Source organism: Microcoleus sp. CZ3-B2 (assembly GCF_036705055.1).
Classification (GTDB): Bacteria; Cyanobacteriota; Cyanobacteriia; order Cyanobacteriales; family Microcoleaceae; genus Microcoleus.
This window is the reverse complement of sequence record NZ_JAUBTN010000057.1, coordinates 21309-40300: the sequence shown is the minus strand read 5'-3', so window position 1 is coordinate 40300 and position 18992 is coordinate 21309. Positions and strand designations below refer to the sequence as shown.

General features: G+C 47.3%; 21 protein-coding genes. 10 read left to right on the top strand and 11 right to left on the bottom strand.

The annotated features are described in order from the left end of the window. Positions 1–331 precede the first annotated feature (331 nt). Together QUA97_RS28370 and QUA97_RS21710 are read right to left on the bottom strand one after the other, a co-directional pair. Positions 332–535, bottom strand: a complete 204-nt coding sequence (locus QUA97_RS28370; protein ID WP_442922555.1) for a hypothetical protein — start codon at positions 533–535, stop codon at positions 332–334. A gap of 18 nt (positions 536–553) precedes the next feature. Then, positions 554–1918: a hypothetical protein gene (locus QUA97_RS21710; RefSeq protein ID WP_333195984.1), complete on the bottom strand. Its 1365-nt coding sequence runs from the start codon at positions 1916–1918 to the stop codon at positions 554–556. 174 nt (positions 1919–2092) lie between these two features. On the opposite strand from QUA97_RS21710, the gene QUA97_RS21705 reads away from it, so the two are divergent. The 5 genes from QUA97_RS21705 (at position 2093) to QUA97_RS21685 (ending at position 5570) form a co-directional block, all read left to right on the top strand. After that, positions 2093–2308 carry a hypothetical protein gene (locus QUA97_RS21705; protein WP_333195981.1) on the top strand — a complete coding sequence of 72 codons (216 nt, stop codon included), beginning with the start codon at positions 2093–2095 and terminating at the stop codon, positions 2306–2308. Beyond that, positions 2308–3027: a 6-phosphogluconolactonase gene (gene pgl / locus QUA97_RS21700; RefSeq protein WP_333195978.1), complete on the top strand. Its 720-nt coding sequence runs from the start codon at positions 2308–2310 to the stop codon at positions 3025–3027. The genes QUA97_RS21705 and pgl overlap by 1 nt, the downstream gene beginning before the upstream one ends. 205 nt (positions 3028–3232) lie before the next feature. After that, on the top strand, positions 3233–4078 hold the full coding sequence (locus QUA97_RS21695; protein WP_333195976.1) for an FHA domain-containing protein: 846 nt from the start codon (positions 3233–3235) through the stop codon (positions 4076–4078). An 82-nt stretch (positions 4079–4160) separates the two neighbouring features. After that, entirely contained in the window at positions 4161–4652 is a 492-nt protein-coding gene (locus QUA97_RS21690; RefSeq protein WP_333195974.1) for an FHA domain-containing protein, read from the top strand. A 180-nt stretch (positions 4653–4832) separates the two neighbouring features. Next, positions 4833–5570 carry a PRC-barrel domain-containing protein gene (locus tag QUA97_RS21685; RefSeq protein WP_333195972.1) on the top strand — a complete coding sequence of 246 codons (738 nt, stop codon included), beginning with the start codon at positions 4833–4835 and terminating at the stop codon, positions 5568–5570. Between the two features lie 25 nt (positions 5571–5595). Here the strand turns inward: QUA97_RS21685 and QUA97_RS21680 are convergent, their stop codons facing one another. Then, positions 5596–5877: a hypothetical protein gene (locus QUA97_RS21680; RefSeq protein WP_333195969.1), complete on the bottom strand. Its 282-nt coding sequence runs from the start codon at positions 5875–5877 to the stop codon at positions 5596–5598. Positions 5878–5955: 78 nt separating this feature from the next. Here QUA97_RS21680 and QUA97_RS21675 point away from each other — a divergent pair, with 78 nt between their 5' ends. Further along, the gene (locus tag QUA97_RS21675; RefSeq protein WP_333195966.1) at positions 5956–6417 is read left to right on the top strand and encodes an FHA domain-containing protein; all 462 of its coding nucleotides are present in this window, start codon (positions 5956–5958) and stop codon (positions 6415–6417) included. Positions 6418–6703: 286 nt separating this feature from the next. Here QUA97_RS21675 and QUA97_RS21670 read toward each other — a convergent pair whose 3' ends face one another. Continuing rightward, complete coding sequence (locus QUA97_RS21670; protein ID WP_333195964.1) at positions 6704–7282, bottom strand: DUF1997 domain-containing protein; 579 nt, start codon at positions 7280–7282, stop codon at positions 6704–6706. A 209-nt stretch (positions 7283–7491) separates the two neighbouring features. Between QUA97_RS21670 and pheA the strand changes: the two genes are divergently transcribed. Together pheA and QUA97_RS21660 are read left to right on the top strand one after the other, a co-directional pair. After that, positions 7492–8415, top strand: coding sequence for a prephenate dehydratase (pheA, locus tag QUA97_RS21665; protein WP_333195961.1), 924 nt, complete (start codon positions 7492–7494; stop codon positions 8413–8415). A gap of 123 nt (positions 8416–8538) precedes the next feature. Next, positions 8539–9183, top strand: coding sequence for a pentapeptide repeat-containing protein (locus tag QUA97_RS21660; RefSeq protein WP_194068616.1), 645 nt, complete (start codon positions 8539–8541; stop codon positions 9181–9183). A gap of 208 nt (positions 9184–9391) precedes the next feature. Here the strand turns inward: QUA97_RS21660 and QUA97_RS21655 are convergent, their stop codons facing one another. From QUA97_RS21655 to rpsL, 7 genes are all read right to left on the bottom strand, one after another. Continuing rightward, a complete protein-coding gene (locus QUA97_RS21655; protein WP_333195958.1) occupies positions 9392–10330 on the bottom strand; it encodes a PspA/IM30 family protein in 939 nt (312 codons plus the stop codon). A 227-nt stretch (positions 10331–10557) separates the two neighbouring features. Then, positions 10558–11199 carry an LON peptidase substrate-binding domain-containing protein gene (locus QUA97_RS21650; protein ID WP_194011385.1) on the bottom strand — a complete coding sequence of 214 codons (642 nt, stop codon included), beginning with the start codon at positions 11197–11199 and terminating at the stop codon, positions 10558–10560. Positions 11200–11698: 499 nt separating this feature from the next. Then, positions 11699–12016 (bottom strand): 30S ribosomal protein S10, encoded by a 318-nt coding sequence (gene rpsJ / locus QUA97_RS21645; protein WP_194011386.1) that lies wholly within the window; start codon positions 12014–12016, stop codon positions 11699–11701. A 331-nt stretch (positions 12017–12347) separates the two neighbouring features. Beyond that, positions 12348–13577 (bottom strand): elongation factor Tu, encoded by a 1230-nt coding sequence (gene tuf, locus QUA97_RS21640; protein ID WP_333195956.1) that lies wholly within the window; start codon positions 13575–13577, stop codon positions 12348–12350. Between the two features lie 101 nt (positions 13578–13678). Further along, a complete protein-coding gene (fusA, locus tag QUA97_RS21635; protein WP_194068610.1) occupies positions 13679–15751 on the bottom strand; it encodes an elongation factor G in 2073 nt (690 codons plus the stop codon). Positions 15752–16081: 330 nt separating this feature from the next. Next, on the bottom strand, positions 16082–16552 hold the full coding sequence (gene rpsG, locus QUA97_RS21630) for a 30S ribosomal protein S7 (protein WP_106150481.1): 471 nt from the start codon (positions 16550–16552) through the stop codon (positions 16082–16084). Positions 16553–16669: 117 nt separating this feature from the next. Beyond that, a complete protein-coding gene (rpsL, locus tag QUA97_RS21625; protein WP_006632197.1) occupies positions 16670–17050 on the bottom strand; it encodes a 30S ribosomal protein S12 in 381 nt (126 codons plus the stop codon). Positions 17051–17323: 273 nt separating this feature from the next. Between rpsL and QUA97_RS21620 the strand changes: the two genes are divergently transcribed. Next, positions 17324–17473, top strand: coding sequence for a hypothetical protein (locus QUA97_RS21620; protein WP_194068608.1), 150 nt, complete (start codon positions 17324–17326; stop codon positions 17471–17473). A 416-nt stretch (positions 17474–17889) separates the two neighbouring features. Further along, the gene (locus tag QUA97_RS21615; RefSeq protein ID WP_194068606.1) at positions 17890–18738 is read left to right on the top strand and encodes an Npun_R2479 family HD domain-containing metalloprotein; all 849 of its coding nucleotides are present in this window, start codon (positions 17890–17892) and stop codon (positions 18736–18738) included. Positions 18739–18992 lie beyond the last annotated feature (254 nt).

Genomic DNA, 18992 nt, shown 5'->3' with positions numbered 1-18992 from the left:
GTTTTTAAGCAACAGCTTGCCTGAGATTCAAAGGTGGCTACTTTTAGCTACGCTTATTTTTTAGTCTAAACTACAGTTAGTTAGTAGTCATTAAGCTGTTTTGCATTTAGATTTTATGTAAAAAACCATAAAAATCTTGTGGGTATCCCGCCCGCCCTGAATATGCAATTTAAAAGGGCGACAGCTTAAGCACCTCCTACAGTCCTCTCTCCTGTAAATTGCGAGATAAAAGGAGGCTCTTCCTCGCCCCAGAAGCATTACCAGGCAGAGCGAAAGTAACGAGCAATCGCTTAAGTTATTAAATTTTCATTCCTTAGTCATCAGTTAATAGTCATTGGGAATTGGAAATTGGGCCGCAAAGCATTGTTTTTTTTCCTATTTTATTTGTGATTAGCCACCAATAACCAATAACCAAGAACCCATAACCAATAACTAACAACCAATAACCAATAACCAATAACCAACAACCAACAACCAAGAACCAAGAACCAATAACTAACAACCAAGAACCAATAACCAATAACCAATAACCAATAACTAATAACTAATAACTTTAAGGATTAGCAAAAGTATTGATTTCGCCGCCGCCAATGTAGCGTCCCGGTGTCAGCGATCGGGGTGTAGAAAAAGGTTGCGGTTGAATTTGCTGCCCCAGATTATTGTTGTTTTGAGGAACAGCTCCAAAATTAGGCTGGCCAGGTAAGTTAAGCTGATTTGATTGAGCTGGTTGAAATTCAGAATTCGCTGCATTAGGAGAGACTTGGGGGTTAATTATTTTGCTTTCCCCGATCGCACTTGGAAAAGAGGATTGACGGACATTGGGCAGTAGCGGTATTGGCCCTGGTACGACTGCTGGAAGTGCCGCGGGTTGAACTTCCGGTGCTACACCGGAGCCATATAAATTAGTTTGATAGGGATTTTTTGGCATCGCTACAGTTGCAGGCGCAGTATTAATTTCCCCGAGGCTGGGTACTGTGGAATTTAACCGGGCAGATGATTCAGGGGTTGTAGCTGTTGGGTTTAAGAATTGTGGAGATTCGCCGATTGTATTTGTTTGAATCGCAACTGAGGGAAGTGCTGCCGGAACATTCACAGGATTTGCTCTCCCTTGAGCTGTAGCGGCCGCTGGGAGCAAATTTGCCGGATTTGCTGGAGACTCGCTCGAAGCCGGTCGATCGAGCAATTGAGCCGAGGAAGCCGTGTTTTCATTAGAAGTCGCCGTTGCCGAAGTGTTAGTGGCGAGGTATTTTTGCATAGCTGCTTGCAACGGACTCAAAGGCAGGGGCGCGTCGTTTTGTTTGCCGGAATTAGCACCGCTCGACTGCTGCGATAAAGTGCTTGTCGCTGTACCAGCAGACTCAGGAGAGCCGATCGTTTTTATCCCTGAAACGATCGCCCCACTACCAGATAAACTCAAAGCTGATGCGGCGTTTGAACTTGGCAAGCTGGAATTTGGCGGATTATTGTTTTGGAATCCGGCATCAGGATTTGCTAAATTTGGCAAAGTCAACAATCGGCTCGTTGCTTGCTGCTGCATGGCTGAAGATGGCTGGGACTTTTCTAAGCCACCAGCGTTAATTTCGTTGAATAAACCTTGGCCTTTGACTACTGATGAATTTAATAAACTCAATTCAGAATTAGACTGATTGAACTGATTGATTAGCACCGGCAAGCTGTCGATTTCAGCGGCAATGGCGCTATCTTCAGCAGACAATCCGGGCAGCGAAGCTTGATTGTTTGAGGCTGCTACTTCTTCGCCATCTATGCTCAACCTTTCTGGATGTACGGAGACTTCCCAGATAAATAATCCGCCCGCACAGAGTACGGCTAACGGAGCCCAAACCGCTGGTTGCGTCCAGTGGCGCAACCGGGCCATGAGATAGCGGACAGATGTAGGAAATCGCTTAAAGCTTGACATAGTTTTGCTTTCATCCTGTGCGGACTTAAAACTATTTTTCCTAGTCTACCACAGGAATCTTGATGATTTTTGCTTTTTGGGGGTGCGATCGAGCTTGCGATCGCAAGTTGCTACAGACATATAGCGGTTCGATCGCGTGGTGAGGTATGCCTTATGCCCAAGGCCCCATGTCCCATGCCCCATGCCCCATGCCGCATAGTACCTCATACCAGAGCACAGAAAGGCTATATATGCCACAAGAATACAAAGCCCGCTAAGAATGATAAAATCCGACTTGACGCGGTGTTGAGGCTTCCAAGCGTGGCGGCCGATCGACCCGATCGCAAAATTTCAAAGCAAAATTGGCAATTGCCGATCGCCACACGCAGAAGAAAGTTAAAAGGAAATTGATGCAAAAAATAGTAGAAGTATTAAAAAATCGAGAAGAACTCATAGAGCGCTCCCTCGCGGTTGTCCTGTCGAAAATCGCAGCAGCCATCGCAGAACGCGGACTGTGTACGATCGCCTTAGCGGGCGGAAGCACACCAGAACCGCTCTACAGATCGATCGCCAGCCAAGACCTGCCTTGGGACAAAATTCACGTTTTCTGGGGTGACGAACGCTACGTTCCCGCAGAACACCAGGACAGCAATCAAAAAATGGCGCGCCTCGCGTGGCTCGATCGCACAAACATCCCCGCCAGCAACATCCACCCGATGCCCACAGGCTCCGGCGACCCCGCAGCCGATGCCTCAGCACACCAAACTCAATTGCAGCAGTTTTTCAAAGTATCCGACGGCGAGTTTCCCGCTTTCGACATCATCCTGTTGGGCATAGGAGACGACGCCCACACAGCCTCTCTATTTCCCGGCACACCAGCCTTGCAAGTCCGGGACACCTTAGTAACTGTCGGCAACAAAGACGGTGAACCCCGCATCACCTTTACAGTCCCCTTAATCAACCGCGCCCGCTGCGTCATCTTCATAGTCGCAGGAGCCAGCAAACAACCGGCCCTAGCTCAAATTTTTGCCCCCGCAGCCGACCCCAGGACCTATCCGGCCAGACTCGTTCAACCAGAGGGCGAACTTTGGTGGCTGCTCGATGCCGCCGCCGGTGTTGCCCTAAAATAGCCCGGAAAGCTTGCGCCGCCGCAGTACAGTCAGCACATCGCTAACTTGATTTTGCCCCTCACCGCCAACGTCGCGGCGCTGACTCAGTTGCTAGTATTGGCTAAGCAGTATAAGAATTGTGGCGGTTAAAGTTAAAATTTGACGATATACCTAGTATTTTTTATGAGGCTGATTTGAAAATCTGGCCGATAGCAAGGAGAAATCGATGATTGTCTGTCCCAATTGCAATCACCAGAACCCCGACGGGGCCAGCCAGTGCGAGGCTTGCTACACGCCTTTACCCGTTACCGCAAGTTGCTCGAACTGCGGTGCAGCGGTTCAGACAGATGCAGCATTTTGCGGTCAGTGCGGCTTTAACTTGCGTCCGGGTTCCACAGTTCCAGAAGTTGAGATGACATTACCGTCAGCCTCGACGGTGGAGCCTACAGTGGTATCGCCACCGGTACCGGATTTAGCGCCGACGGCACCTCTGATAGCAAGGGAACCTTTAGTTACGGCAAATAAGGAACCCGACACCGAACCCCTGACGGCAGCGGAACCTTTTGTCACCCCAAATCCGGGGCCGAACTTGGAAAAAACTCCTGCCAGTATTCCTACAATTCCAGATCCGCCGCCTTTACTCTCGGTTCCTGTTACAACTGAATCGGCGGCAACAGCAGTAAATACTTCTCCCCCGGTTCCCGCCCCACAGCCAGCGGGTGTGGCTAAAACTCAACTGCAACAGCAGTCGGCACGCCTGATACACGTTCAGACAAATACGCCGATAGAATTGCCTCACAGTCTTTCTGTGGTTCACATAGGCAAGCCAAATGACTTAGTGCCGCCGGATATTGATGTTTCTGGGTTTGCTAATTCTGAGATTGTTTCTCGGGTACACGCAAATCTCCGGGTGGAGGGAGATGCTTGCTACCTAGAAGATGTAGGCAGTTCTAACGGCACTTACGTTAACAATACTCCTCTGCCAAAGGGAAACCGACACCGGTTGCGAGCGGGAGACCGCATCTCTCTGGGGAAAGGAGACCTGGTTACGTTTCTATTTCAAATCTCTTAGATCGAGTTTGGATTGGGCGATCGAAAGTCTAAAATCTAAAATCGCATCTTGAGGCGCTCTACCAAAACTCAATGCTGCCAATGTGATTAAGCTGACCTTGCTACATCCACTCCAGTCTATACCCGTCCGCAGTTGGATCTTTGAAGACGAGCAGGTCGTCCGGATCGGGCGATCGAACGAAAACCACGTCGTTCTTTTTAGCGCTGTGGTTTCTCGTCGCCACATCGAATTGCGGCGCAGCGGCATCAGTTGGGAACTGATCAATTTAGGTACCAACGGCACTTACCTCGATGGTAAACCGATCGCCAAGGTTCCCGTTGTAGACGGTCTGATCGTTCACTTGGCTCGATCGGGCCCAAAAATTCAAATCAATGTCGATCCAAATCAGCCCTCTGTCGAGTTAGGAGTTCCTAGCGTCAAGCCAAGGGATGTTAAGGCAATTCACGCTCCCTCCTTGGGCGCGCCCCTGAGCACGATTCCTCTTCGCGACCAAAAAGAAGTTGGCACTTCTAAAGAAGAGGATGAGTTAACGGCGGCAGAAAAAACTCCAAATTATTTGGAAGAAGATTATTAAATCAGTATCTTTGGCTACAGCTCAAAAATGACTGCAAACCCCCGATACTGCTGAGGGTCGATCCCAAAATTTTAGACGCTGGTTCCTACTGCGGTGATTCCTCTGACGGGCCAAAAACCTAAAATCTTAAATCGACGCTTCGACCGACATTTTTTCTCGTAGCCACTCAGGAGTTTATTTATGAGTAGATCGCAACAACAGATTGTTAAGCGCAGCGAACTGCTAAACCGCCGCACGATCGACCGCAGAACTGCCGAAGAGGTCGGCAGGGTAGACAGGCTTTGGCTCGATTCTCACTCCCAGCGGGCGCTCGGCTTTACTTGCAAGTCGGGACTTTTGGGGAACAAAAAAACCTGGTTCGCTTGGGCGCAAGTTGATGCTGTGGGCGAAAATGTTTTTGTCACTATTAACCCGGAACTCCCGGAATTACATCAGCCGGAACAAGCTGTTTGTCCGATCGGGCGATCGGTGCTCACGGACGCAGGAAATAAGGCAGGTACGGTGGTTGACTACCTATTTGATGTCACAACTGGTTCTGTTACCGATTACCTGTTTAAATCGAGCGGCTGGCGCGGCGTTTTAGACGGGATTTACTTGTTGCCGGTTGGGGCGATTTCGTCGATCGGCAGCAAACGGGCGATCGTTTCAGAGGCTGCTGTGTCGGAGCCCGTAAAGTACGCTGAGGGATTACACAAAAAAGTCGGTCTGGTAGCAGAGTTTTTACAGGAAGATTACGACAAAACTCTCCTAAATGTGGCAGAGGTGAAGCGGGGCGCTCAAAATCTGGCGGAAAAACTCCAAGATAAAGCTCTAGAAGTCAGGGATGCAGCTCAAGAAAAAGTAGCAGAGTTGAAGCGACAAAGGCAGGAATCTGTATCGCCATCGCCGACACCGGAGCCGCCAGAGTCGGATCTCTGAAGTGCGGCCAAAGGGCCCGAGGCGACTAATTACCGATCGTATTTTTAGGGGCGACGCGCCCCCGCAAGGTCGATCGGTATTTTTGGTGTGGGATATTGAGGCTTTGGGTATCAGGAATTCCAGTGCTGCTCAAAGCATTGTATTCTATTGGTATTGAATTAATAAGGAAAATGTTAGCAACTCGAAAAGACCTATGTTGTTTGATACAGCAAACTATTATTTTATCTAGAAACTCCGGCATAAATAAGTGGTTAACTTCTGTAGGGCGAGAAAGTCGCCACCCACTGACCACTTTTTTGAGAATCAATTTTTTGGCGGTTTTATCCGAAAAAATCGATCTTGAAGCATATTCGTTTGTATTTGGTGGCGGAGTGTCAAAACATCCGTGATTACCTTAACTCTGCTACATCCTATCCAGTCTGTCCCGGTTCAGAAGTGGTGTTTTGAATCCGCTTCGGTGGTTCGGATCGGTCGATCGAACGACAATGATGTAATTATTTACAGTGCTGTGGTTTCCCGCCACCACGTAGAGCTGTGGAATCACGCCAATGGCTGGGAAATTATTAATTTTGGTGCTAACGGTACTTATGTAGATGATAAACCGATCGCTCAGGTGTCAGTCGCCGACGGGATGACGATTCGCTTGGGCAATTCCGGCCCCAAAATCCGAATTCGGGTAGGGGCGACTAATTTGGAAGCGGATACAGTTACCAGCCCGCCAGAGCGCGAATTTATCGGCCAAAAAGACGAAGCTTCACAAGACCAATCGACTGATTGGTCTATCGGTGTAGGAGTCGTTGAAGACGATCCAGAAGGAGCACAGACTTACATCGATATTCTTGAGTGATCCGCCGTTATCTAGCCCACAAAATCCCATAAAACTCTGGGTGTACTACAGCCTTTGTCAAAAAGGTGAGGAGTTGAGATTTTAGATATTTCGGCTTGCTTCGGCTACGCGAGGGTACAAGTCGCGAGGGTACAAGTTTTAGATTTTAGATTGGGGAATTGGGGGATCGATACCCCATCTTTCACTCGAACTGCTATATTCGAGCGTTTAACTAATATTTCTGCAATTAAGCCGATTTTTTGCCAAATATCGCTGTCAATTAATTCACCGATTCTCTAGCACAAAATTACCCTTCTAGAGATAAGATTTGAGGGCGATCGCTCGATATTACGTTTATTTCGTTGCTTGCCCACCGGCGGTAATCTAAGAGCAACTGGTGCATCAACCGCTGTTTGACGCTCAACAGCACGCTTTTGAGCAAACCGTTGCCCGTTGCTTCTAAAATCGGTTTCGGTGTCAGCCAGAAGGGCGGCGGTAATTCTACTTGCACTTCCAAATCGGCTTTTCCCTTCAAGCAGGTTAGCCCGCTACTTTGGTATGCCGCAAGCTGTCCTTTAAGATTGAGAGCAAAGCGATCGTTTATATAGCCCACTCCGAGAATTTCGCAAGCCACGGACTCTAAATTGATTGTGCCGTCTGACTGCGCCCACACCCTCATGTCTACCGTGGGTTGAATGTTCAGCATCATAAATTGTAACGGCCGCATTTTCAGGCGGAAACAGTCATCGCTGAGTTGCTCTGTGCGAGTGCGATCGACTAAGGCGTTCACCAGTCGCCTCGGCTGGCGCAGATAATGTTGAATGGGAACCTGTTCATCTGGTACGGCGATCTCAACGGATTGGGAAGAATTAAATCGGATATACATGAGAAAATATTAATATATAGGATTTGTAAGCATATCTTAATAAACTATAACCTTTTTAAGGTGACATAAGTCTGGCATTAGCTCGCGCACTCCCGCAATGTCATCCGAGAAATTACGGATCTAAGCTTTCGGGACTCAGGCTAATTTTTTCATCGTACCTGCTGGCTGATGAGAGTCAAGCAAACATTTGTAACATAAAACTACTAATTATGAAAATTTCAATCGCACATCTCGGCCCTGTAGGTACGAATGCAGAAACAGCAGCTCTAGCTTATGTCAATTGGTTAAGTCTGGAAACTCACACTGAATGCACCCTGTGTCCTTATTCCACCATTTCTCAGGCACTTGAGGCATCTGCCTCTGGGCTGGTTGACCTTTCAATTGTGCCGGTCGAAAATTCGATCGAGGGCAGTGTGACTGTCACCCTAGACACCCTGTGGCGGCTGGATGCACTCCGCATTCAACACGCCTTGGTTTTGCCGATTTCCCACGCGCTGCTGTCCAATGCTCAAAGTTTTAACGAGATTCAAAAAGTTTACTCTCACCCGCAAGCCCTAGCTCAGTGTCAGTTGTGGTTGGCAAAGTTTATTCCGGCGGCTGAGTTGATTCCGGCCAATTCAACCACGGAAGCGTTGCAGTACCTAGAAGATAGGAGTATCGCGGTAATCTCTTCCCCAAGAGCGGCCGAACTCTACAAATTGCCAGTGCTAGCGAGCCCGATTAATGATTATCCTGACAATTACACTCGATTTTGGGTACTAGGCTCAAATACAGAAAAATTGGGAAACGCTGCAACATCCCACGACTCATCAATTCAATCGGCCACGAAATCAGCATCCCCGTCGCATCTAGAGACAACGCCTAATTGCACTCACACGTCACTAGCTTTTAGCGTACCTGCCAATAGGCCGGGATCGCTGGTAAAACCTTTGCAAGTATTTGCCAGTCGCGGTATTAATTTAAGTCGCATTGAATCTCGACCGACTAAGCGATCGCTCGGAGAATATATTTTCTTTACGGATGTTGAAGCGGATGCTGGTTCTACATTAGTGCGATCGGCAGTAGAAGAACTCAAAAATCACACAGAAACTTTAAAAATCTTCGGCTGCTACACTGTACTATCAGTAGTATAGCGGTTCTGCGATCGATGAGGTATGCAGAAACCCTGTATTATCAGGCTTTCCAGGTCAAAATTCATACCTCACCTTGTTGAGAAAGGCTATATAATTTTAGCTACCACTTAGGAGGCTAGCCACATGAATGCTGATGAACTTCTGAAGCGATATGCAGCCGGAGAAAGAGATTTTCACGAAACAAACTTAAAAGAAGCTTATTTGACAGAAGCTTTCCTGGTTGAGATCAATCTAGCCTGTGCAACGTTGAACGAAATTAATTTAACTTTGACAGACCTTAGTTGGGCCAACTTACTAGGTGCAGTCCTCAAGAATGCTGTCCTAGTAATGACCAAACTAAATGGGGCCAACCTTAGCAAAGCAGATTTAACTTTTTCAAGGTTGACAGGATCTGAAATGATGCAGGTCAACCTGAACAAAGCCAATTTGAGCCAGACAAAAATGATCGGTGTGGATTTGACCGGTGCCTCACTGTGCCAAGCTAACCTAATCGAAGCCAACCTCATTGATGCTTGCTTGGACAATACAGATTTTACAAAAGCTAATCTAACTGACGCCAAACTGCGGGGAGCGAGTCTCAAGCAGGCTAACCTGAAAGGAGCATTGTTATATGAAGCTAATTTTCAGGGCGCTGACTTGCGCGGTGCTGACTTGCGCGGTGCTAATTTAAGCGGGGCTATTTTATGCGGTGCTAACCTCGAAGGCGCTAAGTTGGATGATGAAACGGATTTCAGCGGGGTGATTCATTTTTTTATCAGACAAAAGTAAGATAGGGCAATAATATATAGCCTTTCTCAAAAAGGTGAGGAATTGAGATTTTAGATTTTAGATTCTTCGACTTCGCGAGCGAACAAGTTTGAGATTTTAGATTGGGGGATTGGGGGATTGAGGAATTGGAAGATTGGAGAATTGAGGGATTAATTGGTTAATACCTCATCTTTCGCTCGAACTGCTATATACGCGCAGCATCCAACAATTAAGGACGGAAAAATATATTATTCATTTGGCTGAAAGTGCAGTTAATTTGCTCCTGTACCTTAGCAAAATGAACCTGCATCTTGAGAATCTCTTTCTTAGAATTAGCTTCAGTAATCTTGCTTTCCAAAGCCAGCAAGTTGCGGTTGAGAGTTTCTACTCGCACAGTTTGGTCGTCTAAGTCAATTTTTAATTCTGCTACTTTATCCAACTCTAACTGCTTCCGAACCCAGGCGTGGCGAACCAAGTTTTCATCTCCTTTCTGAAGTGCTATCAAGGCTCGCTGCTGCCACTGATTGGCTTGAGATTCAGCTTGATTGTACTGCCACTGAATGCGGAGTTGGGCGGAAATTGCGCTACCAACAGCCTGACGTAATTCTTTGAGAGGTTCCTGAATTTCTGAGATTAATAAATCCCAAAAATTCATCAATTCGTTGGTAAATTCTTCGCGCTTTACAGAGGATACTAATGCTTCTAACAGCAGCAAATTTGGTTGCATTTGCTGCAGAATTGTCTCAAATATGAATTGTGCTTCTGACAACTGCCGATCGCTAGTTTTTTCTGAGACTGCACTGGGTGAGTTTTTTAATATTTTTTGAGTTTTATCTGTCCCTGTTTCTGAATCTAAGCTTACAGGTACGAAGGCTTGTAATTTTTCGCGGGCGATCGCGCTTAGCCTCTCTCGAACTAAATCGCAGGCCGCCTGCTGCAGGGGGCCTGTTTCGTTTTGACAAATCTCGATCGCTATTTTTAAGCCTGCATCGCCGTAATTAAAGGTTTCCTTCAGCGCCGCAATACGGTGTTCCCTGACAGCAGCCGACAGTCGGTGTTTAACTCCTGCTAGCCCGCCGAGTACCACACCGCCGATAGGAGGCGGCATTTGACCGCCTCTAACTGCATCGTATGGTTTCGGTTGGTCGTGATTTTCTAACACAAGCATTTAATGCGATAAAGAACCTATCCGAACTTGTTTGAATTTGCCGCTCAAATAGATACCAGTTCTTAATAAGAATAGAATTCGGTAGTGCGATCGAAAGCTTTAGTCGATCGTTGATTAGTTTTAAAATCTTCGATAGGAAGATTTTAAATTGAAAATAATATGATTTGTGTGCAATTTGGGCTGATGTACAGGCAAAACCGAGCGTATTTTTTGCCTGTGTAAATTCGCTATTTGAGCGTATCTTTCAGTACAGTCCTTGCTGCTAAGTGATTGCGAGTAGAAGTTAAAATTTCGGTTTCGCGTTCCAATCTCGCAGCAGTATCTTGCAGTTCTAAAAGAGTTTGCTGTTCTGTTGCTGCACCGTAAAGGTAGCTGGCTACCCAGTAGGACAATTCTGTGGGCAAACTGGGAATGTCTTCGGGTAGGTCGATCGGCTGATCCATCAATTTGCTGGAGAGGCGAACTACATCTCTCAGCAGTTGTTCGACATCTTGGCCCAAAGGTCTGAGGTCTGTTTGTGGCGGTTCATCTTCAATCCATTCTACTAGACCGACTAAATAGGGTTTTTCCCGAACGGCGTCGAGGACTCGGAACCGCTGCTGTCCGAGAGTCATGATTTTCATGCGATCGTCCGGGAGGCGCTGACAGTGAATTACTTCGGCGCAACAGCCAACGGCTGAGACTTTGTTTTGGTTGGGGTCCCACATGAGTACACCGAAACGGCGATCGCCCTCAAGAATCGTATTCATCATGATTCGATAGCGAAACTCGAAGATTTGCAGCGGCAGTGGTCTACCTGGAAATAGAACCACTTCCGGCAACGGAAATAAGGGGAGTTCGCGAACTGCGGAGGAGGAAGAGGATGCCATTGTCGCTCAAAGGTGACGGTACTTGCGCTTATTTTTCTTACTTTAACTGATTTGAGGAATTCCGGGGCGGGAAACAGGGGCGATCGGGCTTTTACGCGGGCTCCGGGATCGACGGCGGGCGATCGTCAATTCTCCCAGCCACCCCTAGGAACTCAAACAAGCCGTCATGCTTTCAAAATGATAAAAATTATGTTTTTGTTGAATAAACAACATAAAAAGCTATGATAGCCACTTTAAAATGTTTTTTTTTAGCATTCCCACACAGTGCAAATTTTAGATTAATTATACAGATTTATTGAAAAACTAATGACTAATGACTACTGACTCATGACTAATGACTCATGACTAATGACTACTGACTCATGACTAATGACTACTGACTAATGACTAATGACTAATGACTACTGATTAATGACTACTGTAGATCGCACTTTCAGCAAAAAGAAGGAACAATGTATTTTTCCATTGCTCCTTCTTTTTGTATTTAAAATTCGTCAATCTACAGCTTGACTTCGATATCTACGCCGGCTGGCAAATCCAGTTTCATCAAAGCGTCAATTGTTTTAGCAGAAGGCTGGTGAATGTCGATAATGCGGCGGTGGGTGCGGGTTTCAAAGTGTTCGCGAGAATCTTTGTCTACGTGGGGCGATCGCAGCAAGCAATAAATCCGTCGTTTTGTCGGTAGGGGAATCGGGCCGATCGCAGTGGCGGCTGTCCGATTTGCTGTATCTACAATCTTTTCGCAGGATGCGTCTAGAATTCGGCGATCGAAAGCTTTGAGGCGAATGCGGATTTTTTGCTGTGGAATTGTTGCCATTTTTTTGTTTAATTTTCTAGGTTCAGTTTATTTTTAGTCAGTAGTCAGTAGTCAGTAGTCATTAGTCGGCAGTCATTAGTTTTTACTTGTCAGTTTTTTTTGCTAACAACTAACTGCGGACTAATGACCGTGTCCAAAAACTGATATCCCCCGACTTGAGTCCGAGAACTCCTAAAATTTTAGACTGCTGTTGAAGCTTCTAGATTGAATGCGGGAAGTCCATCTCACATCTAAAATCTCAAATCGATTGACTGATGACTCATCACTAAATAGCAGAAAAGCCACTAAATTTGATTAGGCTTTTCTGCTATTTAAAGCGGAGCGCGGATTCCTACTTGAGGATTTTGGAAACAACGCCTGCACCCACGGTGCGGCCGCCTTCGCGGATGGCGAAGCGCATTCCTTGTTCGATCGCGATCGGGTGAATCAGTTCCACCGTCATTTTGATCCGGTCACCAGGCATCACCATTTCAGCTTCCGAACCGTCATCAGCAGTGAACTGCATGATTGTACCGGTTACGTCTGTTGTACGGACGTAGAATTGAGGGCGGTAGCCAGAGAAAAAGGGCGTGTGACGGCCGCCTTCTTCCTTCTTCAGGATGTAGACTTCAGATTCAAACTGAGTGTGAGGGCTGATGGATTTTGGCTTGGCAATTACCATGCCTCTTTCAATATCAGCCTTCAAAATACCCCGGAGAAGTAGACCCACGTTGTCGCCGGCCATGCCTTCATCCAAGGACTTGGTGAACATTTCCACACCAGTCACGGTAGTGCTGCGAGTGTCCTTAAGACCAATGATTTCGACTGTTTCGCCGACTTTAACTCTGCCGCGCTCGATCCGACCTGTCGCCACAGTACCCCGACCAGTAATCGAGAATACGTCTTCAACTGCCATCAAGAAAGGCTTGTCAATTTCGCGTTCTGGAGTAGGGATGTAAGAATCTACTTCTTCCATCAGCTTGTAAATCTTGTCAACCCACTCATTATCGCCCTTGACAGTCTTGGGGTTAGCAAGCATCGCTTCGAGAGCTTTCAAGCCAGAACCAGTCACGATGGGGATGTCATCGCCAGGAAAATCGTAGGAACTCAAAAGTTCGCGAACTTCCATTTCTACCAATTCCAAAAGTTCAGCGTCATCCACCATGTCTTCTTTGTTCAAGAAGACAACCAAGCTGGGAACGCCAACTTGCTTAGCTAGCAGGATGTGTTCGCGAGTTTGAGGCATGGGGCCGTCTGCTGCTGACACTACTAGGATGCCGCCGTCCATTTGAGCAGCACCAGTGATCATGTTTTTCACGTAGTCAGCGTGTCCGGGACAGTCTACGTGGGCGTAGTGACGACCTGTGGTTTCGTATTCTACGTGAGCGGTATTAATTGTAATACCCCGTGCTTTTTCTTCTGGTGCAGCGTCGATGTCGGCGTAGTTCTTCGCCTTTGCTTGACCCAGTGCAGATAGAGTCATCGTAATCGCGGCGGTCAAAGTTGTTTTACCGTGGTCAACGTGACCGATGGTGCCGATGTTTACGTGGGGTTTATTCCGTTCAAATTTTGCGCGTGCCATTCTCGATCTGTTCCTTGTTTTTTTTAGCGATTTTAGACTTGAGATTTTAGATTCTAGATTTTGGATTCAATCCAAAATCCAAAATCTAAAATCCAAAATCATTAGTTCCCTTTGTTTTTCGCGATAATGGCTTCCGCCACATTTCGCGGCACTTCTTCGTAATGGCTGAATTCCATTGTGAAGATGCCTCTACCTTGGGTTTTCGAGCGGATGTCGGTGGCGTAACCAAACATTTCTGCTAGGGGAACCTTGACAGAAACTTTGGCAATTCCCTGATCCGTCTCTTGACCTTCGATCTGACCCCGACGCGAGTTGAGGTCGCCGATGACGTTCCCGATATAATCTTCGGGAACTTCAACCTCTACCTTCATCATAGGCTCTAGCAGCACTGGCGACGCTTTCATCACGGCTTCTTTGATCGCCATTGAACCGGCGATCTTAAATGCCATTTCTGAGGAGTCTACGTCGTGGAAAGACCCGTCTACCATAGTAGCTTTCAGGTCGATCACGGGATATCCTGCTACAATACCTGATTCGCAGGCTTCTTTCATCCCTTGTTCTGCCGGGCCGATGTACTCTTTCGGTACAGTGCCGCCGACAATTTTGGAGACAAATTCAAAGCCTGTTCCGACTTCGGTGGGTTCTACTTCGATGACGACGTGACCGTACTGACCTTTACCGCCGCTTTGGCGGATAAATTTACCTTCGGCGCGGACGGCTTTGCGAATGGTTTCGCGGTAGGCTACTTGCGGCTGACCCACGTTGGCTTCTACTTTGAATTCCCGCAGCATTCTGTCTACCAGAATTTCCAGGTGCAGTTCGCCCATGCCGGCGATGACTGTCTGGTTGGTTTCTGGGTCAACGTTGACTCGGAAGGTGGGGTCTTCTTCCGAGAGCGACTGGAGGGCTTTGGAAAGCTTCTCCATGTCTTGTTTGGTTTTGGGTTCGACAGCCACGGAGATGACTGGTTCTGGAATAAACAGGGATTCCAGAATCACTGGCGATCCTTCTTCGCAGAGGGTGTCGCCGGTGAAGGTGTCTTTCAAACCCAAGACTGCTCCCAAGTCTCCGGCGCGGAGTTCGTCAACTTCTATCCGATCGTCAGCTTTGAGGACAATTAAGCGAGAAACCCGCTCTTTTTTGTCTTTGGTGGAGTTGAGGACGTAGGTGCCCTTTTTGAGGATACCCGAGTAGACGCGAACGAAGGTCAGGCGGCCGTAGGGGTCTGCCATGATTTTGAATGCCAGGGCTGACATGGGCTCGCTGTCGTCTGCGTGTCGTTCTGCGGTGTCGCCGTTGGGCAGCAGTCCTTGAATCGGGGGAACTTCCAAGGGCGACGGCAGGTAGTCGATCACTCCGTCTAACAACAACTGAACGCCTTTGTTTTTGAAGGCTGAACCGCAGAGCATGGGGACGATCGCCCCGGAGATAGTGCCCGCACGCAGGGCCGAGCGGATTTCCGCTTCTGTTAACTCTTCGCCTTCAAGGTATTTTGCCGTGAGGGCGTCGCTGGTTTCTGCTACGGACTCGATCAGCTTGGTGCGGTATTCTGCGGCGAGTTTTTTTACCTCATCGGGGATTTCTATTTCCTCGATATCGGTGCCGGTGTTGTTGTTGTAGATGTAGGCTTTCATTTCCACTAAATCTACAATTCCCCGGAAGTTTTCTTCGCTGCCGATCGGGATTTGGACTGGTACGGCGTTCGCTCTCATGCGATCGCGAATTTGACCGTAGACTTTGTAGAAGTTTGCACCCATCCGATCCATTTTGTTGACGAACACGATCCGCGGTACTTTGTACCGATCTGCTTGTCGCCAAACTGTTTCCGATTGCGGCTGCACTCCCCCTACCGAGCAGAACACTGCGATCACTCCGTCGAGCACTCGCATCGAGCGTTCAACTTCGATCGTGAAGTCTACGTGTCCGGGAGTGTCGATGATGTTGATTTTGTAATCTTTCCAACTGGTGGTGATAGCAGCGGCAGTAATCGTGATTCCCCGTTCCCGCTCTTGCTCCATCCAGTCAGTGACTGCTGTTCCCTCGTGCACTTCACCCATTCTGTGAACCATGCCTGAATAGAACAGAATTCTTTCAGTTGTTGTTGTTTTGCCCGCGTCAATGTGGGCGGCGATGCCGATGTTGCGAGTTTTTTCTAGCGGGACGGTACGTGCCACAGCTACCTCCTTGATTTTGTGTTGCTGTTATAATACTATTATACTACACAGAACCCGATCTTGCACTCCCAGCCACTTACCGTATAAGTATATGGAGCTTATTGTTACATTTTAATATTTTTTGCAACATTTGTTTACAAAAATATTAAGTATGCGAGATGGAGGATTCACAGAGTGCGTAATTTTTTGATTTTCGGAGTTTTGAGTTTGCCTGGGCGATCGCCACTGCGCCAAGAGAAGCAATCTCAACACCCAAAACTTACGCTTGCCAATCCCTCACTCGATGCTTTCATACCGCACGACCGGCCTGTTCTCCATGCCCGATTTGGCTTAGTACCGATAGTGAGCAAAAGCCTTGTTAGCTTCGGCCATGCGGTGTGTTTCTTCGCGCTTGCGAATAGCACTGCCTGTTTCGTTGGCTGCATCCATCAGTTCGTTAGCCAGCTTGGCGGCCATCGAGCGGCCGGTGCGGGCGCGAGCAAATCTGATCAGCCAGCGCAGGGCGAGGGTGGTTCCGCGATCGGAACGCACTTCCATCGGCACTTGGTAGGTGGCGCCACCTACCCGGCGGGCTTTAACTTCTACCAAGGGTGTAGCGTTTTTGACTGCTTTTTCAAACAAGTCTAACGGTTCGGCTCCCGTGCGTTCTTGGATGGTTTTCATGGCATCGTAGACGATGCTGGAGGCCACGGATTTTTTGCCGTGCTGCATGATCCGTCTCACCATCATGCTTACCAACCGGCTGTTGTAGGTTGGATCTGGGGGAACTGGACGTTTTTGAATAACTGTGCGGCGAGACATAGTTTTATTGGGGTTTTTTGATTTTGATTGATTGAATTTGGGGTTGTGAGTTCAAATTTTAGATCGGTGATCGAACTTAATTTTTGCTGGCTCATCCCCGGCGATCGGGCGTCAGTGCTATTTTTTCTCTTTAGGACGCTTGGCCCCGTACTTGGAACGACCTTGCTTGCGGTCTTTCACCCCGGCGGTGTCTAATGTACCGCGAATGATGTGGTATCTAACTCCGGGCAAATCTTTTACCCGACCGCCCCGGATCATTACTACCGAGTGTTCTTGTAAGTTGTGACCAATCCCGGGGATGTAGGCTGTCACTTCAAAACCAGAAGTCAGCCGTACCCGAGCCACCTTCCGCAGCGCCGAGTTGGGTTTTTTCGGGGTGGTCGTGTACACTCTGGTGCATACTCCGCGGCGCTGGGGGCAACTCTTGAGAGCTGGCGATTTGGTTTTTTTCTGCGTTTGTTCCCGTGCTGAACGGATGAGTTGCTGAATAGTGGGCATGAGTTACGGCATTTCTAGCTTTTTGCTGAATATAGTGATTTGGCGGCATCCGCACTGAAAGTCCCTTCCCTTCAGGAGGGACGGGATATATGAAAATAATTATGGGTAAGTGAGGATACCAGACTCCATATATTACACCACTAGACTTTTTTTGGCAAGGAATTTGCGAGTACGGGCGATCGAACTTCCAGCAAGCAAGGAAGTTGGGACGAGGATCTCGCCCGCGAGTGCCTAATATGTGGCATATTATTAATTAATTCAAGCTCAAATTTAATGGGGATCACAGCCGTCAGCCAAATTTATGACGGTTTTATGACGGTCGATACTTCGATCGCCTCACCATCTTCGGCAGACTCCCGTCAACCGAGTGCGCGCGATCGCATCACAGTCTGGGCCCGATCCATATCACATAAACTTATCTAAAATTGCCGGATAATCAGAGATACACATTGAGTTAACTGCATGAGATGAGAACCAAAGCTTACATTTCCGAACAGACATTTTCCGAAGTTTACTTCAACATTTGGAAATTTGGTAAGACCGAGCAAACTGTGTTCCAGAAAATACAACACGCAATTAATTCTGAGAGTCTAAAAAAAATCAGAAGAGCTAAAAATTATCAGCAGACTGCTCTCTGCAGTGCGGCGGAGACGGGTTTCAGTCCAATACTGATTTGATTTAAAGACTTGAAATAACTGCTTTCATAGAATTACAAACAATTCACATAGCGTGAATTAGATTTAAGCCTTTAATTAAAATCCCCTCCCTACAATTAAAGAAACTCAAACTCGGTGCACCAATCAATCTTAAAAGGCAATATTAAGGTAAAATAATAGAGTATGTTTAATTCCACAGAACTGCTGATAGAGGCTTTCATTGAACAACTAGAAAACGGTTACAGCCGCACCTACGGAGGCTACAAATCAGACTATGCCGACATTATTGCCTGGGTCGGAGCAATGGCATTAGAAAACATCGCCAACAGTGACGCTCTTTATCACAATGTAGAACACGCAATTTGCATTACCTTAGTAGGTCAAGAAATCTTGCGGGGAAAACACATTCGCAAGGGCGGAGTCTCCTGCGAAAACTGGCTCCACTACATCATTTCTTTGCTGTGTCAAGACATCGGATATGTCAAAGGAGTCTGCCGACAAGACCAAGTATCAGAAGGATTGTACGCTACCGGAAAAGATGGCATGAGAATTGCACTACCTCCCGGTGCCACAGCCGCCAGCCTAGCTCCTTACCGAGTTGACAGAGCAAAACTGTTCATTGACGAGCGTTTCGGCAACCACAAGCTAATTAATGCCGAGATAATTAAGCAGAACATAGAACAAACTCGTTTCTCGGTGCTTGACGGCAACACTGACGAAGATACACTAAATTATTCTTTAGTTCGCGGTGCTGACTTAATAGGTCAGTTCAGCAACCCGCAATATTTACAGAAAATTGGCGCCCTGTTTTACGAGTTGGAAGAAATCGGTGCTACTAAAATTTTGGGCTGCCGGCATCCGGGCGACTTGCTGCAAAGCTACTCAAAGTTTTATTGGAGTGGAATTTATCCTCACATCAGCGAATCCCTCGGTTACTTGCAGTTGACGCAGGAAGGCAAACAAATTGTTGCTAGTTTGTACGCTAACGTATTTCGTATGGAACACGAACGTTCCGATTCTGAGGCTGCTTGAGTACAGGGGAAGTCATTAGTCATTAGTCATTAGTCATTAGTCATTAGTCATTAGTCATTAGTCATTAGTTATTAGTTATTAGTCATTAGTGCTGTCCCCGAAGAGCAAACGTTGTTAGTAGTTGGTTATTATAACTAGACGGAAATAACGAATTGTCTCGTGTCAGATCGATTTACCGCAATAACATTAGTTCGTTATGAAAGCGGACTTAAGTCCGCACTACAAACCGTTTAAGATGCGATCGTCTATTGGAC

Bases quoted from the DNA above. Each gene is read 5' to 3' on its own strand.
- rpsL (WP_006632197.1), bottom strand. From the start codon at position 17,050: ATGCCCACTATTCAGCAACTCATCCGTTCAGCACGGGAACAAACGCAG.
- QUA97_RS21670 (WP_333195964.1), bottom strand. From the start codon at position 7,282: ATGTATATCCGATTTAATTCTTCCCAATCCGTTGAGATCGCCGTACCA.
- QUA97_RS21655 (WP_333195958.1), bottom strand. From the start codon at position 10,330: ATGCTTGTGTTAGAAAATCACGACCAACCGAAACCATACGATGCAGTT.
- QUA97_RS21710 (WP_333195984.1), bottom strand. From the start codon at position 1,918: ATGTCAAGCTTTAAGCGATTTCCTACATCTGTCCGCTATCTCATGGCC.
- QUA97_RS21695 (WP_333195976.1), top strand. From the start codon at position 3,233: ATGATTGTCTGTCCCAATTGCAATCACCAGAACCCCGACGGGGCCAGC.
- pgl (WP_333195978.1), top strand. From the start codon at position 2,308: ATGCAAAAAATAGTAGAAGTATTAAAAAATCGAGAAGAACTCATAGAG.
- tuf (WP_333195956.1), bottom strand. From the start codon at position 13,577: ATGGCACGCGCAAAATTTGAACGGAATAAACCCCACGTAAACATCGGC.
- QUA97_RS21660 (WP_194068616.1), top strand. From the start codon at position 8,539: ATGAATGCTGATGAACTTCTGAAGCGATATGCAGCCGGAGAAAGAGAT.
- QUA97_RS21620 (WP_194068608.1), top strand. From the start codon at position 17,324: ATGGGGATCACAGCCGTCAGCCAAATTTATGACGGTTTTATGACGGTC.
- QUA97_RS21650 (WP_194011385.1), bottom strand. From the start codon at position 11,199: ATGGCATCCTCTTCCTCCTCCGCAGTTCGCGAACTCCCCTTATTTCCG.
- QUA97_RS21685 (WP_333195972.1), top strand. From the start codon at position 4,833: ATGAGTAGATCGCAACAACAGATTGTTAAGCGCAGCGAACTGCTAAAC.
- QUA97_RS21705 (WP_333195981.1), top strand. From the start codon at position 2,093: ATGCCCCATGCCCCATGCCGCATAGTACCTCATACCAGAGCACAGAAA.
- pheA (WP_333195961.1), top strand. From the start codon at position 7,492: ATGAAAATTTCAATCGCACATCTCGGCCCTGTAGGTACGAATGCAGAA.
- rpsJ (WP_194011386.1), bottom strand. From the start codon at position 12,016: ATGGCAACAATTCCACAGCAAAAAATCCGCATTCGCCTCAAAGCTTTC.
- QUA97_RS21615 (WP_194068606.1), top strand. From the start codon at position 17,890: ATGTTTAATTCCACAGAACTGCTGATAGAGGCTTTCATTGAACAACTA.
- rpsG (WP_106150481.1), bottom strand. From the start codon at position 16,552: ATGTCTCGCCGCACAGTTATTCAAAAACGTCCAGTTCCCCCAGATCCA.